The 15,488-nt window shown below is 32.5% G+C and carries 14 protein-coding genes and 1 pseudogene; 9 read left to right on the plus strand and 6 right to left on the minus strand.

The genetic code is table 11. From position 1 onward, the window contains the following. Window positions 1–31: 31 nt before the first annotated feature. Both mnmD and ACJ6WR_RS17765 read left to right on the plus strand, forming a co-directional pair. Complete coding sequence (gene mnmD, locus ACJ6WR_RS17760) at window positions 32–697, plus strand: tRNA (5-methylaminomethyl-2-thiouridine)(34)-methyltransferase MnmD (protein ID WP_039118971.1); 666 nt, start codon at window positions 32–34, stop codon at window positions 695–697. 167 nt (window positions 698–864) lie between these two features. After that, the gene (locus tag ACJ6WR_RS17765) at window positions 865–1,062 is read left to right on the plus strand and encodes a hypothetical protein (RefSeq protein ID WP_039113928.1); all 198 of its coding nucleotides are present in this window, start codon (window positions 865–867) and stop codon (window positions 1,060–1,062) included. 33 nt (window positions 1,063–1,095) lie between these two features. On the opposite strand, the gene ACJ6WR_RS17770 is transcribed toward ACJ6WR_RS17765, so the two are convergent. Beyond that, window positions 1,096–2,037: a LysR substrate-binding domain-containing protein gene (locus tag ACJ6WR_RS17770; RefSeq protein WP_039113929.1), complete on the minus strand. Its 942-nt coding sequence runs from the start codon at window positions 2,035–2,037 to the stop codon at window positions 1,096–1,098. 111 nt (window positions 2,038–2,148) lie between these two features. On the opposite strand from ACJ6WR_RS17770, the gene ACJ6WR_RS17775 reads away from it, so the two are divergent. The 4 genes from ACJ6WR_RS17775 (at window position 2,149) to can (ending at window position 5,531) form a co-directional block, all read left to right on the plus strand. Continuing rightward, window positions 2,149–2,634 carry a Dps family protein gene (locus ACJ6WR_RS17775; RefSeq protein WP_039113930.1) on the plus strand — a complete coding sequence of 162 codons (486 nt, stop codon included), beginning with the start codon at window positions 2,149–2,151 and terminating at the stop codon, window positions 2,632–2,634. Window positions 2,635–2,759: 125 nt separating this feature from the next. Next, window positions 2,760–3,044: a hypothetical protein gene (locus ACJ6WR_RS17780; protein ID WP_039113931.1), complete on the plus strand. Its 285-nt coding sequence runs from the start codon at window positions 2,760–2,762 to the stop codon at window positions 3,042–3,044. A gap of 80 nt (window positions 3,045–3,124) precedes the next feature. Then, on the plus strand, window positions 3,125–4,771 hold the full coding sequence (locus ACJ6WR_RS17785; protein ID WP_039113932.1) for a SulP family inorganic anion transporter: 1,647 nt from the start codon (window positions 3,125–3,127) through the stop codon (window positions 4,769–4,771). Window positions 4,772–4,892: 121 nt separating this feature from the next. Further along, entirely contained in the window at window positions 4,893–5,531 is a 639-nt protein-coding gene (gene can / locus ACJ6WR_RS17790) for a carbonate dehydratase (protein ID WP_039113994.1), read from the plus strand. 33 nt (window positions 5,532–5,564) lie between these two features. On the opposite strand, the gene ACJ6WR_RS17795 is transcribed toward can, so the two are convergent. Beyond that, on the minus strand, window positions 5,565–6,767 hold the full coding sequence (locus ACJ6WR_RS17795; RefSeq protein ID WP_409415997.1) for an LETM1-related biofilm-associated protein: 1,203 nt from the start codon (window positions 6,765–6,767) through the stop codon (window positions 5,565–5,567). A gap of 110 nt (window positions 6,768–6,877) precedes the next feature. Beyond that, entirely contained in the window at window positions 6,878–7,405 is a 528-nt protein-coding gene (locus tag ACJ6WR_RS17800; RefSeq protein ID WP_086894821.1) for a superoxide dismutase family protein, read from the minus strand. A gap of 218 nt (window positions 7,406–7,623) precedes the next feature. Here ACJ6WR_RS17800 and ACJ6WR_RS17805 point away from each other — a divergent pair, with 218 nt between their 5' ends. Further along, the gene (locus ACJ6WR_RS17805) at window positions 7,624–8,064 is read left to right on the plus strand and encodes an META domain-containing protein (RefSeq protein WP_039113936.1); all 441 of its coding nucleotides are present in this window, start codon (window positions 7,624–7,626) and stop codon (window positions 8,062–8,064) included. Between the two features lie 115 nt (window positions 8,065–8,179). After that, complete coding sequence (locus ACJ6WR_RS17810) at window positions 8,180–8,662, plus strand: hypothetical protein (RefSeq protein WP_039113937.1); 483 nt, start codon at window positions 8,180–8,182, stop codon at window positions 8,660–8,662. A 76-nt stretch (window positions 8,663–8,738) separates the two neighbouring features. Here ACJ6WR_RS17810 and ACJ6WR_RS17815 read toward each other — a convergent pair whose 3' ends face one another. Next, window positions 8,739–9,833, minus strand: a complete 1,095-nt coding sequence (locus tag ACJ6WR_RS17815) for a glycoside hydrolase family 18 protein (protein WP_039113938.1) — start codon at window positions 9,831–9,833, stop codon at window positions 8,739–8,741. 281 nt (window positions 9,834–10,114) lie between these two features. Between ACJ6WR_RS17815 and ACJ6WR_RS17820 the strand changes: the two are divergent. Continuing rightward, window positions 10,115–12,125, plus strand: a pseudogene (locus ACJ6WR_RS17820) (BCCT family transporter). A gap of 262 nt (window positions 12,126–12,387) precedes the next feature. On the opposite strand, the gene ACJ6WR_RS17825 reads toward ACJ6WR_RS17820, so the two are convergent. Further along, a complete protein-coding gene (locus tag ACJ6WR_RS17825) occupies window positions 12,388–14,178 on the minus strand; it encodes an acyl-CoA dehydrogenase family protein (protein WP_409415998.1) in 1,791 nt (596 codons plus the stop codon). Between the two features lie 118 nt (window positions 14,179–14,296). Then, complete coding sequence (locus ACJ6WR_RS17830; protein ID WP_039118976.1) at window positions 14,297–15,478, minus strand: acetyl-CoA C-acyltransferase; 1,182 nt, start codon at window positions 15,476–15,478, stop codon at window positions 14,297–14,299. Between the last annotated feature and the right edge of the window lie 10 nt (window positions 15,479–15,488).

Consider the following 15,488-nt stretch of genomic DNA (forward strand, 5'->3'; position numbering starts at 1 on the left):
ACAAAAACAGCATTAATCTGATTTATAAATTGTGAAAAGAGAAATAATTCAAACCCTAGATGGCTCAACTACAATTCATTTGGAAGAATGGGATGAGTGTTATCATTCTAAACATGGAGCAATCCAGGAAGCTAAACATGTATTTATACAAAATGGGTTTTCTTTATTTGAAGATAAACCTATTTCGATATTAGAAATTGGTTTTGGAACAGGGCTGAATGCTTTTATTACTTTTTTGGAATCCAATGAAAAAAAGCAAAACATAAATTATGTTGGAGTAGAAGCTTATCCTGTTGCTGCAAATGAAGTGCTTATGATGAATTATGTTGTTGAATTGGGAGCAGATAATTATAAAGAGATATTCAAAAAAATGCATGAAAGCAATTGGGATGAAATGATCGAACTTAGTGATGCGTTTACATTAACTAAGAGAAAACAGTTCTTTCAGGAAATTGATGATGTCGAAACTTTTGATTTGATTTATTTTGATGCTTTTGGATATCGGGTGCAACCAGAGCTTTGGAGCACCGAAATATTCAAAAGAATGTATGATTCTTTAAAACCTAATGGAGTTCTTGTAACTTATGCCGCTAGAGGAGTCGTTAAAAGGAGTATGATTGAGGTAGGATTTAAGGTTGAAAAACTTGCTGGACCTCCAGGAAAAAGAGAGATGTTTAGAGCGCGTAAAGTGATGTAAATCACGCTATTTAGATTAATTTTAAATTGCTATATCTGTATTTAAAAAAACGTTTTCGTGCTAAATAAAACAAAAAAATAAGTTAAAAGCTGAGTAGTTGTATGTAAAATGCCTATTTTTACATCGAGTTAAAAAATAATGAGATAACCCCATAATCTTAATTTATTATGTCAAAAATGATGTTTGATTACACGAAATCAATACTTGAAAGAGTAAGTTTCGACCCGGTACTTTTCTTAAAAGAATTAGAGAAAGCTATCAAAACACTATTACCATACGAAATGGAACAATTGCAAGAGTGGTTATTGAATTTTACAATCGGAAAACCCGAATTAAAAGAATGTCTACTAATAGCTAAAGTATAGATAAACAAAAAAGGAACCAATTGGTTCCTTTTTTTATTTCTTTTGAATTGGACTTATTATCTGAACGTTTTGAAAAACAATAGCTCCTTTTACAACACCAGCAATTGTGTTTCGTAAGGCATCGATGATTTGAATTTTTAATTCGCTTTTTGGGTAAATTAAACTTACCTCTCTGGCAGGTTTAGGTTCCTTAAAGTGACGAAGCTTTAATTTGTCTGTTTCTTTTAAATCTAATGTATGTAAATAAGGCAACAAAGTTGTGCCCAAGCCTTCGTCGGCTAATTTTATAAGTGTTTCAAAACTTCCGCTTTGTATCTGGAAAGCATTATTTTCTATATCACTACCATTTTTACAAAGGTTTAAAATACCATCTCTAAAACAATGTCCGTCTTGCAAAAGCAAAATTTCATTAATGTTTAAATCTGATACTTCGATTTCTTCTTTCTGGAAAATAGAATGTTGTTCTGGTATATAAGCTACAAAAGGCTCAAAATATAAAACGATTTCTTTTATTTTTTCGTCTTCTAATGGTGTTACGGCAATTGCAGCATCAAGATGTCCGTTTTTTAATTTGGTAATAATTTCATCTGTATTAAGCTCCTCGATTAATAGTTTAACCTTTGGGTATTTCTTGATGAAGTTATTTAAGAACATAGGCAAAAGAGTAGGCATAACCGTTGGGATGATTCCTAGTTTGAATTCGCCACCAATAAAACCTTTTTGTTGTTCTACAATGTCTTTTATTCTATCTGCTTCGTTTACAATATTCTTTGCCTGATTTACAATTTTCTGACCAATTTCTGTTAGTTGTATTGGTTTCTTGCTTCTGTCGAATATCAAGATGCTAAGTTCTTCTTCTATCTTTTGTATTTGCATACTAAGAGTAGGCTGCGTTACAAAACATTTTTCGGCAGCAAGGGTAAAGTTTTTGTGTTCAGCTACAGCAAGAACATATTGGAGTTGAGTTATCGTCATTTTTTTAATAGTATTTTCTGATACAAAAATAATAAAATATAATTTTTTTTTATGGCTTTTTCGAAAAACTTATTTTAAATTTACAATTAATAGAATTAAAAATTAATAAGTATGAAAACTAATATTTTAGGATTACCAGTAAAAGAGTCAGAATTAATTGTAAAAGAATTGAATGTCTTACTATCAAATTTTCAGGTTTATTACCAAAACTTGCGAGGAATTCACTGGAACATTCGTGGAAAACGTTTTTTTGATTTGCATGTAAAATTTGAAGAATTATATACAGACGCTCAATTAAAAATAGATTTAATCGCCGAAAGAGTTCTCACAATAGGAGGTACACCACTACACACTTTCGAAGATTATATTAAAAATAATAAAATTGTAGTTGGAAAAAATATCTCGAATGATGAGAAAGCGGTTCATTTAATTGTAAGTTCATTAACTGATTTACTGAAGATTGAAAGAGAAATTTTAAAACAATCGGATGAAATCAGTGATGAAGGAACAAATTCTATGATGAGTGATTTTATCTCAGAACAAGAAAAAACGATTTGGATGATGAAAGCGTGGTTAGAAGAGGATTTAGAAAAATAGTATAACTATAAAAACCAGAGTAGCATTAAATAGCTAGTCTGGTTTTTTTTTGGTTAATGTTAAATTTGTTTAAAATTTTGGACTTACAGTTTTGATTTTATCAGTTTAGCTCTATTTTTGCACTAATGAAAAAAATTGCATACATATTATTAATTGTATTTATCGCTTTCTTATCGACGCCACCTATCGTGACGATGATCGAGAAAAAGAGCGATGTGTCTGCATTTTATAGCTTATCAGAAGAAGAGCATTCGCATAAAGAAATTAAGGTTTATGTATATCATCCTGTATTTCAAGGTGAGTTTGTTTTACCAATGTTTGATAAGTCAAATCCTATATTGTCAGAAAAATTATCTAAACATGATAAGATTTCTGCAAGCATTTTTGCCCCTCCACCTAACTTCGTATAGTACATCCGGTTAATTTTTTAAACGTTTGCTGTGTTTTAAGTAATGCAGTAGGCCTTTTATGAACTTTTTACTATTGTATTATGAAAAGAAAAGTAAATCTTTTTGCTAACCTTAAGTCAGATTTTGCTTCAGGGTTAGTAGTTTTTTTGGTGGCTCTCCCGTTGTGTTTAGGTATTGCAATGGCTTCAGGAGCACCATTGTTTTCTGGAATTATTTCTGGAATTATTGGAGGAATAGTTGTAGGATATTTGAGTCAGTCACACATTAGTGTATCTGGACCAGCAGCTGGTTTAACAGCAATTATCCTTACAGCAATTACCGATTTGGGAGCTTTTGATGTCTTCTTAACCGCAGTTTTTATTGCTGGATTAATCCAGTTGGGGTTAGGTTTCTTAAAAGCCGGAAGTATATCTAATTACTTCCCTACCAATGTTATTGAAGGTATGCTAGCAGGTATCGGAATTATTATTATTCTGAAACAATTGCCGCATGCATTTGGATATGATGCTGATTTTGAAGGAGATCAGGCGTTTGTTCAAAGTGATGGAAATAACTCAATTTCATCTTTGTTTGAAATCTTCAACCATATTCATATGGGTGCAGTTATTATTACTCTAATCTCTTTTGTTATATTAATTGCTTGGGATAAAGTTCCTTTCTTGAAAAAACTTAAATTAATTCCTGGTGCGCTTATAGCTGTAATTTCGGGAATAATTATAAATGAAATTTTTGTTTCTACAGGAAGTTCATTGGCTATTGGTAGCGAACACTTAGTGTCATTGCCAATCCCAACTTCATTTGATGAATTTAAAGCAATTATTGTAACTCCTAATTTTGCAGGAATAACAAATCCTCAGGTTTGGGTTGTAGGTTTAACAATTGCAATCGTAGCTTCTATCGAGACATTATTGTGTATCGAAGCTGCAGACAGAATGGATGCACAAAAAAGATATACAAATACCAATGTTGAGCTTAAAGCACAAGGAATTGGAAACATTGTAAGTTCACTTTTGGGAGGTTTACCAATGACATCAGTTGTTGTAAGATCTTCGGCAAATAATAATGCTGGAGCAAAATCAAAAATGTCTGCAATTATCCATGGTGTTTTATTATTGATAAGTGTATTGGCAATTCCGGTAATATTAAATAAAATTCCATTGGCTACTTTGGCTACTATATTAATATTAGTAGGTTATAAACTAGCTAAGCCTGCAACTTTTATTCATTTCTGGGAAAAAGGAAAATATCAATTCGTACCATTTGTTGCAACTTTAGTATTTGTTGTAGCGACAGATTTACTTAAAGGTGTTGCAATTGGAATTGTAATTAGTGTAATTTTCGTTTTAAGAGGAAACTTAAAAAGAGCTTACAGTTTCAAAAAAGAAGAATATGAAGATGGAGATGTAATCCATATCGATCTTGCTCAGGAAGTTTCTTTCTTGAATAAAGCGGCTATCAAACTTACTTTAAACTCTGTTCCAGAAAATTCAAAAGTAATTATCAATGCACATGACACGGTGTATATTGCACATGATATTCTAGATCTGATAAAAGAGTTTAAAGAAACCAGAGCAGTTGATCAAAACATTAAGGTAAAACTTAAAGGATTTAAGAAAGCTTACGAGCTAGAAAATACTCCAGATTTACCGAACCATGTATCTATAGAACATTATTATGATGTTGCAAAAAGAGCTATGGTTAAAAGAACAGAAAAAGAAAAGTTTTAAATAAGTTGGTTAAATAAAGCTGTAGTGAAGTGTTTATTGAGGATTAAAAATAAGTAACTTTACGAGAGTCTTTTTGGAGTCCTCTAAACGCTTAATTACTCAGCAACAAAAATTAAAAAAAATGAAAGAGTTTTATAAACAAATATTAGATAATAATAAAAAGTGGGTTGAAGATTCGTTAGCTAAAGATCCTAATTTTTTCGCAGATTTAGCGAAAGGGCAAACTCCACCATTATTGTGGATAGGTTGTTCTGATAGTCGTGTTCCAGCAAACGAAATTATTGGTGCAAAACCAGGAGAAGTTTTTGTACACAGAAACATTGCTAACATGGTTGTTCACTCAGATATGAACATGTTAAGTGTTTTAGATTATGCAGTAAATGTTTTAAAAGTTAAGCACGTAATTGTTTGTGGACATTATGGTTGTGGTGGTGTAAAAGCTGCAATGGGTAACCAATCTGTAGGGATTATTGATAACTGGATTCGTCATATTAAAGATGAGTACCGTTTACATGACAAATACTTAAACTCAATTGAAAATGAAACGGAGCGTTTTAATGCTTTTGTTGAGGTAAATGCTAAAGAGCAAGTTTATAATTTAGCAAAAACTTCGATTGTACAAGGAGCTTGGAAAAATGGACAAGACTTAATGTTACACGGTTGGGTTTATGGTTTAAACTCAGGATTTGTAACAGATCTAAATGTGAATATTAGTTCAAATGATGAACTTGATGAAGTTTATCAACTGAGTAATCTATAAAATAAAAAAATCGCCTCAAAAGGGCGATTTTTTTTATTCGTTTTCATCTAAGTTCTCATTAAATGCCGATGGCAATAGAGTAGGGATGAACTTAATTAATATTGGTAATAACAAACTTCCGCCCGGGAGTAAGAATATTGTTAATGATGGAATCGTTTTACAAATATCCAATAATTGTTTCTTTACTTTCTTCTTTTCGCTAGCATCTAAATCTCTACGGGTAGAATAGGCCAGAAGAAGCATTAATTCTTTACTTTGGATAATTTCCTTAATTAATCTGTTTTTATTACGCTTTATAAGTGTAATAACTCCCATAGTCATTTGATCATAAAAATGTTTGACAGGATTAGAGTAATTAAAATATGGAATCTCTTTTTTATGTTCGTTGATAAAAGCATCGGTGCTTTTGATACTTTCAGATACAAAATCATCAGATACATTTAAAATATGGGCTAATGTATGTAAAAAATAAGCTTCTTCATTTTCTACAACGCCATCGCTCCACAGAGCCATTCCGGCCATATCTATTAAATAATATCTTTCTAATTCGTTGGAAAAATGATATAATTGTAATGTTTCTAAAGTTCCAACCGTAACCTTCGAAAATTTGCTGTAGCGTATTGATGCCTCAAAAAGTTTAATCAATAAATCATCGTATTGAGATTTATTGGTTTTGGTTTTTAAAGCCAATGCTACAATACTCATTACAGTTTCTTCTATTTTCTTGAGATATTTTTCTGGAATTGATCCATGAATTAAATATTGGCGAAATGCCAAAACATCTATAAACAAGAGCGCATTTGTAACTAAATGAGAGAAGTTTTTGCTAATAATACTATCGTTAGTCTGAACTCGTTCATCAATTATATTCTCTAATGTTAGAGAATCACTACTTTTTGGGAGTAATATCTTGAAGAGGTTAAAACCTTCAGGATTCATCTGATTATAAAAAGCTAATGCTTCTTTAATAAAACGTTCCGAATTATTGTCGTTTTTGGTAAGAGAATAAATCCCGTATAAAGTATTTAATAAAGCTACTTTAGAAATTTCGGTTTTAAACCAGCCTTTTATTTTAATAGGAACAGGAGTTTCTATTGTTATTATGTGTCCATAAATAAATCCTGTCGCTCTGACTTTTTGATAAAAGGAATTGCTAGTTTCAGTTACTACTTGTTCTGGGAACTTTTGTTCACTAAAAAATTTATCTATCCAACCTGTTGCCGAAGGGTTAATCATTACTTTAATTTGAAGCTACAAAGCTATCTTTTTTTTATGATTTGGTGATTGATTAAAATAAAAAAACCATTTTACTTTGTGAATAAAATGGTTTTTTAAAATCTATATAATTATTTTATAATTGCTGAGCAAGCTACTCTCGCCCCTGCATTTCCTGTAGGTTGAGTTGTAAAATCGTCTGGATCTTGGTGTACGATTAATCCTTTTCCTAAAATATCTTTACTTGGATCTCCACAACCAATACACCATTCGTTTGTTGTTAGTGTAATTGTACCGTTTCCTTTATCATCTGCAGTAAAGTTTCCGATATCTCCTTTGTGATATTCTCCAACACCCCATTTTCCATGTTTTTTAAATGTTGGGTTCCAGTGTCCTCCAGCAGAAGTTCCATCGGCAGCCGAACAATCTGATTTTTCATGAATGTGTATTGCATGAACTCCTGGTTTTAAACCACTGATTTTTGCTACGAAAGTTACTTCTCCTTTTTTCTCTACGAAAGTTGCTGTACCAGATACCGAACTGTTACTTTTAGGTTCTAGTGCGATGGTTAATTTCTTAGAATCATCAGTATTATTTTTGGTTTTACATCCAATAATAACTGCAGCAATTACTACAAGAGATAGAATTATTTTTTTCATAATTATGTGTTTTTGTTTAAATCTAAAGTAAAGTTAGTTTAAAATTATTGAATGAAAATGATCTGAAAGTTAAAATACGTTTCTGTATTAAATGAAAAATAAGTTTAAATTTACAAAAGGAGATGAAATATTGCTTAAATTCGTGTATGTGTATTTAATAGTAAATAATGCTAAACTTATTCATTGATAATTGTTTATAAAACTTAAAACTTTAAATTATGATAAAAAAAATAGCAATGTTCGCTGCATTTGGGATTGTTTTATTTTCATGTAATTCTGCTCAAAATAAAACTACAACAACAGATTCTACATCAAAACTTAATGGTACTTGGGAGTTAAATTACGTAACAGGACCTAGAATTGCCTTTGATGGTTTATACCCTAATAAAAAACCAACGATAACTTTTGATACGAAAGAAAATAGAGTATCTGGAAATAATAGCTGCAACTCTTTTACAGGAAAATTAAATGTAGATGGTTATAGCATTAATTTTAGAGATGGATTAGCTACTACCAAAATGATGTGTCAGGATAATCAAGGAGAGCAGGTTTTTATGACCACTTTGCAAAAAATAACTTCTTACGATGTTACCGATGATGGTAAAACGTTGAATTTTATTTCAGGTGATATTGCAATGATGCGTTTCGTGAAAAAATAAATTAATCATGCTTTTATTTTTGCATTCAATATTTTATTGGACCTAAAACCTTGTGATGTAAGAAAGCTAATTTGCAATAAATCAAATAATTATTATAAATTTTAAATCTTAAATTATGAAAAAGTTCCTTATCGCATTGTTATTGGTAGTTTCAGCAAATTCTTTTGCTCAGTCTTTGGCAAAAGAAGATGTAGATGTTATTCAGAGTATTTACGGAAAATCAAAATCAGATCTTGTAAAGCAATATATGAATTTGTCGGATGAACAAACTGCAGCCTTTCAAAAAATATATGATGATTATGAAGTAGAACGTAAAGTTTTGGGGCAAAATATAATTAAGGTAGTTGATGATTATGCTACAAATTATGCTACTCTTACTGATGCAAAAGCGGATGAATTAGCAAAAGGAACATTAAAAAGTAATCTTGGGTATGAAAAATTATATGATAAAACATATACTAAGGCCAAAAAGGCAATAGGAGCTATTAATGCAGCTAAATTTATACAATTAGAGGTTTATTTACAAACTGCGATTCGTAGCCAAATTTTGGATTCTATTCCTTTCATTGGAGAAATTGAAAAATCTAAAGTGAACTAAAAAGGGTAATTTTAGTCCAAAAAAAATGCGTTAACAATTGAAGAAACTGTTAACGTATTTTTATTTTATAGTATTCTTACTTTTTAGTTTTTACTTCATAAATGGCATCAACCATTCCGTCTTTGAAAGTATCTAAAGGTAATTCCCAAAACATGATCCCGCCTAATTTCTTAGATACAGCATATTCTGTTTTTTCTTTTATTGAAGGAATATCATCTCCAGTTGCAAATTTTTGTTCTTTTTCATTATACCAATAACCTGCTTTTGCTTTATTGTCCCAGAAATATTTCCATCCATTAGCTTCTGTAAAAGTAGTTGCATAGTTTCTAAAAGGTACGCCTTCGATATGTACTCCTGGTTGGTATAAACCATTATTTACATTAGCAACATCTTTCCATATTCTAGTATAAAAAGCACCCCCAATTACTAATTTATTAGCTGGAATTCCTAGTTTTAATAAATAAGACACGGCTCTGTCTGTAGATTGAGCGTCTGGAGTTCCACCATATAAAGGAGCATGATGACCAGTTACAGTTGCATATCCGTTTACTAAATCATAACTCATTATGTTTACGCGATCTACTAATGGCATAACAATTTTCCATTCTATAGACTCGTCTAAGAATTTTTGAAAACCTCCGGCAGCAAAACTAAGTTCATGTTTTTTGCCTAAACTTGTACGTAATGCTTTTACAAGTTCAGTAAAGTTTGGTTTGTCTGCAGCTTGATACAAATGTCCAGGAAGACCTTCAATCGCTGGGTATTCCCAATCTAAATCTAAACCATCAGTTTTAAAATAATCATTTATTTCTTTTACCGATTTAGCAAAAACATTTCTTCCTTGTGCAGTCGAGAAAACTTCAGAACAAGGCTCGCATCCTGCCCAACCTCCTAATGAAAGCATTATTTTAAGCTTAGGATGAGTTTTTTTTAATCCAACTAAGTGTTTTATTGAAAGAGAATCTTTGGGAGTATCTACGCTTAGTTTTCCATCTTTTAGGTGACAGAAGCTAAAGATAATGTGAGTTAGTTTGCTTACATCATATTGATCAATAAGTTTGTCATCACCAGTATAATAAGCAATAACGTCAATTTTTTTTCCTGATTGTGCAAAAGAGTTTGTGGTAAAACAGCACAAGAAAAAGAAAATAATCGGTTTTAATCTTTTCATTTTTTAAGAATTTTTAGTTTTTAATAGGTTTTTGAATGCTAAATATAGAACATTTCAAACAAAATATTAATCAAATAGATACACAGTATTAGGCTTATTTGTTACAGTTTTTGCTTTGCAAAGGAAGTTTTATAGTGTTTTAAGGGAGAAATTATTTCTTTTTCCTTAAATTTACAATTCTTCTGTATACAAATTATCAAAGTTATACTTATAAAAACTTCCTCAATCCGAATTTAAAATTTGGATTTACTTTAGATAATAACAGTGAAAAAAAAATTACCATGAATAAATCTACAAGCTCAAGTGTCTTTAAAACCAATTTTACAAAATCAGTTGCATTACCAAGTTTAACCATAATTATTGCAATTTCATTGTTTTGCATTTTCTTTTCAAAAGATGCGGAGCAGGCACTTAATTTTGCAAAAGACATAATATTTAAAAATCTAAGTTGGCTTTATGTATTGTTGGTAACCATTTTTGTTTTGTTTTTAGTGACATTAGCAATTAGTAAATTTGGTAAAATCAAATTAGGAGCAGATGATTCTGAGCCTGAATATTCTTTCTTTTCCTGGATAGCAATGCTTTTTGCCGCTGGAATGGGAATTGGGTTAATATTTTGGAGTAGGTGAAACTATGGCGCATTACGCAACACCAGCCAATGCTAATTTGGCGGAAAATTTACGAGCGAAAGAAGCACAATTATATACTTTTTTCCATTGGGGTTTTCACGCATGGTCTATATATGGAGTTGTAGGACTCTCATTAGCCTATTTTGCTTATAGACACAATTTACCACTTGCAATCCGAAGTGGATTTTATCCGATTTTAAAAAGTAGAATTCACGGAAAGTTTGGAAACATTGTAGATGTTTTTGGTCTGTGCAGTACTTTTTTCGGAATTGCGACAACTCTAGGTTTCGGTGTAGTGCAGTTAAGTGCTGGATTAGTAAGTCTTCATATAATTCCAGAATCTAGTTTTAATTATCAGATTATTATTGTTTTGGTTGTGATGATAATTGCTGTTTCTTCGGCTATTTCAGGTTTAGGAAAAGGGGTTAAAAAACTTAGTGAGCTAAATATTCTTATGGCTGTTTTATTAATGTTGTTTATACTTGTTTTCGGGCCAACTATTTATATTCTAAGTACGTTTACTGAAGGTTTAGGACATTATATCAGTCATTTTATATCGCTAACTTTTAATACTTATGCTTACGAGAAAGGAAGTCAGGAATGGTTTTCAAAGTGGACAATTTTGTATTGGGCATGGTGGATTTCCTGGGCGCCTTATGTAGGATTGTTTATTGCCAAAATCTCTAAAGGAAGAACTATACGAGAATTTATTTTGGCGGTATTATTTATTCCTGCCTTTTTTAATTTTTTGTGGATGACTGTTTTCGGGAGCAGTGCCGTATGGATCGATGAGCATATTGCACATGGCGCTTTAAGTGAATTTGCTAAAAATCCAGACACGCTTTTGTTTAGTTTCTTTACTTATTTCCCGTTCACTACCTTTTTGAATATTTTATCAATTCTGATTATTTGCGTGTTTTTTATCACGTCTGCAGATTCGGGGATTTTTATAATGAATGGTATAGCATCAAAAGGAGCTGTAAGTTCACCAAAATGGCAAAGTATCTTTTGGGGTGTTTTATTATCACTACTGTCCTTGAGTTTATTACATTCTGGTGGTTTGGCTTCTCTTCAGACAATGACATTAATTACCGCTTTACCCTTCGGAATTATTATGTTGCTATTATGTTATAATTTGTGGAAAGCATTAGTTGTAGATAGTGAATACAGTGCCAAAAAATACTCACATGGAAGTTTAAATTGGAACAATACTAATTGGAAGGAACATCTAGAAAAGATTGTGACAGTCTCTAAAAAGAAGGATATTCATAAGTTTTTGAATGAAACTGTAAAAAAAGCTTTTGAAGAATTAGTGGTTGAATTGGCTAAAAACAATATTGAAGCACATATAAATTATTTTTCTTCGCCCCAACAAGCCATCGAGTTAGAAATAGAATATGATGAGTTGCGAAACTTTAAATATGGTGTTATGGCTCAGGGACAAACTGTTTCTGAAACTTTATTAAAAGAAAAAAATACTCCGGATATGGATTTGGAAATTATTTTTCAACCAATTACTTATTTTGGAGATCATCGTAAAGGATATGATATTCAATATTTGAGTAAAGATGGAATTATCTCCGATGTTTTGAGGGAATATGAACGTTTTTTAAATCTAAGTTCAGAAGGAGACCATGATTTGATTATGAAACCAAATAGTTAATTATTGATTGTAAATTGTGAATGATTGATTGCTGATTGTGAAAAATCTGTACTTGATTTTTTAATCATTTTAATCCTGTAATGTGTAGCAAAAAATAATTAAGGAATTAGGTTGATAATGTAGAGACGTACAGCAGTGCGTCTCTTTTTTTGCGTAGACACTACTGTGAGCTTCTACTGTTTGTGATAATAAAAAAAACCGCACTGTTTTCGGGACAGGTGCGGTTTAAACAAATTAAAATTGACTAAAAACTATTTTGATTTTAGAAGCAGTATTCGTTTTCTGCAACTAATTTTGAAGTAATCGTTTCTCTAAGTGCCACTACATTTGGCATATTAGTGTATTTTGTAAAACGACGTAATCCCATTAACATCATACGTTGTTCATCTCCTTCAGCAAAAGAAATAATTCCTTCTTTTCCTTTTTGAGTTACAATATCTACAGCTTTATACAAGTATAATTTTGCCATAGCAATTTGCTCTTGTACTTTAGCTTCACCTTCTTTTTTGGCTAATTTCTCAGTTCTAAGAATAGTACTTTCTGCCATATAGATTTCGATTAAGATATCAGATGCAGCCATTAATAATTGTTGGTGAGCATCTAAGTCTGGACCATACTTTTGTACAGCACTTCCAGCAACCATTAAGAAAACTTTTTTCAGGTTTGCAACGATTCCTTTTTCTTCAGCAAATAATTCAGAGAAATCAGGAGTGTCAAAAGATGGAATACCCATTAATTCTTCAGATACCTTCATTGCAGGTCCTAATAAATCAACATGACCTTTCATCGCTTTTTTGATTAACATACCTACAGAAAGCATTCTGTTGATTTCGTTTGTTCCTTCGTAAATACGAGCGATACGAGCATCTCTCCAAGCACTTTCCATTGGTGTATCTTCAGAGAATCCCATTCCACCAAAAATCTGAATTCCCTCGTCAGCACAATTCTGAACATCCTCAGAAACTGCAACTTTAAGGATAGAACACTCAATAGCGTATTCTTCAACACCTTTTAATTCAGCTTCTTGATGTGTAGAACCTTCTGCTTCACGAGCAATAATTCTATCTTCGATATCTTTTGCTGCACGGTAAGAAGCACTTTCACCAGCGTAAGCGCTAGTTGCCATTTCAGCTAATTTATAACGAATAGCACCAAAACTTGAAATCGCTGTGTTAAATTGGATTCTTTCGTTAGCATATTTTACAGCTCCAGTAGTTACTCTTCTTTGAGCATCAAGACAAGCAGCAGCAAGTTTAATACGACCAACGTTTAATGCATTCATTGCAATCTTGAAACCATTTCCTCTTTCAGATAGCATGTTTTCAACAGGAACTTTAGTATCATTAAAGAAAACCTGACGAGTAGATGAAGCACGGATTCCTAATTTATGCTCTTCTTCATTCATAGAAATTCCATTAGATGGATCATTTTCTACGATGAAACCTGTAATATTTTTATCATCACCAATACGAGCAAAAACGATGAAAACGCTACAGAAACCTGCATTCGAAATCCACATTTTTTGTCCTGTAATTTTGTAATGCGTTCCGTCTTCAGATAAAACGGCTTTAGTTTTTCCTGAGTTTGCATCAGAACCAGCTCCTGGCTCAGTTAAGCAATAAGCTCCAAACCATTCGCCTGACGCTAATTTAGGAACGTATTTTTTCTTTTGTTCTTCAGTACCATATAAAGTAATTGGCATAGTTCCGATACCTGTATGAGCACCAAAAGCAGTCGAGAACGAACCTGTAGCTCCCGAGATGTAATCACAAACTAACATAGTCGATACAAATCCCATTCCTAATCCACCGTATTCTTCTGGAACTGCAACTCCTAAAAGTCCAAGTTCTCCAGCTTTACGCATACTTTCTTCTGTAAATGCGTAATCTTTTTTCTCGAAACGATTTTTGTTAGGCCAAATTTCTTTGTCTACAAACTCTTTTACAGAGTCACGCATCATTAATTGCTCTTCCGAAAAATCTTCTGGTGTAAAGATATCTTCGCACTTTGTTTCTTTTACTAGGAATTGACCTCCTCTTGTTTTGTCGCTCATATCAGCCCCCTAACCCCCGAAGGGGGAATCCTACTAGGGGTGAGTAGGGTGTAAATTGTTAAACTATTTTTTATCTTTTTTATGTATTTATTAATTCCCCCTTCGGGGGGTAGGGGGCTTACAATACCTCGTAAATCCCAGCGCTACCTTGTCCAGTTCCTACACACATAGAAACGATTCCGTATTTACTACCTCTGCGTTTCATTTCGTCGAATAATTGAACAGAAAGTTTTGCACCGGTACAACCCAGAGGGTGACCTAAAGCAATTGCACCACCGTTTACGTTTACGATATCAGGGTTTAAACCTAATTCACGAACAACTGCTAATGATTGAGAAGCAAAAGCCTCGTTTAACTCTACTAAATCAATATCTTTTAATTGTAATCCTGCTTGCTTTAAGGCTTTCGGAATTGCTTTTACAGGTCCGATACCCATGATTCTTGGCTCAACACCAGATGAAGCAAAGTTTACTAATCTTGCGATAGGCTCAAGGTTTAATTCTTTAACCATATCCTCGCTCATGATTAAAACAAAAGCAGCACCATCACTCATTTGAGATGAGTTACCTGCAGTTACACTTCCGTCAGCAGCAAAAACAGGTCTTAAACCAGCTAAAGCTTCTTTAGACGTTCCAGCACGTGGACCTTCATCTTTATTTACAACGTATGATTTAGTTTCTTTTTTACCATTTTCATTGATAAAAGTTTGCTCAACAGTAATCGGAACGATTTGTTTGTCAAATTTACCTTCAGCTTGCGCTTTCAATGCTTTAATGTGAGAGTTATAAGCAAACTCATCTTGATCTTCTCTAGAGATTTTGTATTGGTTAGCAACCGCTTCAGCAGTTAAACCCATTCCCCAGTAATAATCTTCATGACCTTCGGCAGCAAGTTTATAATCCGGAGTTGGTTTGTAACCTCCCATCGGAATAAAACTCATACTTTCGGCACCACCAGCGATGATACAATCTGCCATTCCCGATTGGATTTTAGCAGTTGCCATTCCGATAGTTTCAAGTCCAGATGCACAGTAACGGTTTACGGTTACACCAGGAACATCTTCTACTTTTAATCCCATAAGAGAGATTAAACGACCAACGTTCAAACCTTGTTCAGCTTCTGGCATGGCATTACCTACCATAACATCATCAATACGTTTTTTGTCAAAATCAGGTAGTTCAGCCATCATATACTGAATGGTTTCTGCTGCTAATTCATCAGGTCTTTTAAATCTAAAAACCCCTTTTGGTGCTTTTCCTACCGCAGTACGGTATGCTTTTACTATATATGCTGTTTTCATTTGTTTTTGT

This window comes from Flavobacterium sp. PS2 (assembly GCF_046250155.1).
Taxonomy (GTDB): Bacteria; Bacteroidota; Bacteroidia; order Flavobacteriales; family Flavobacteriaceae; genus Flavobacterium.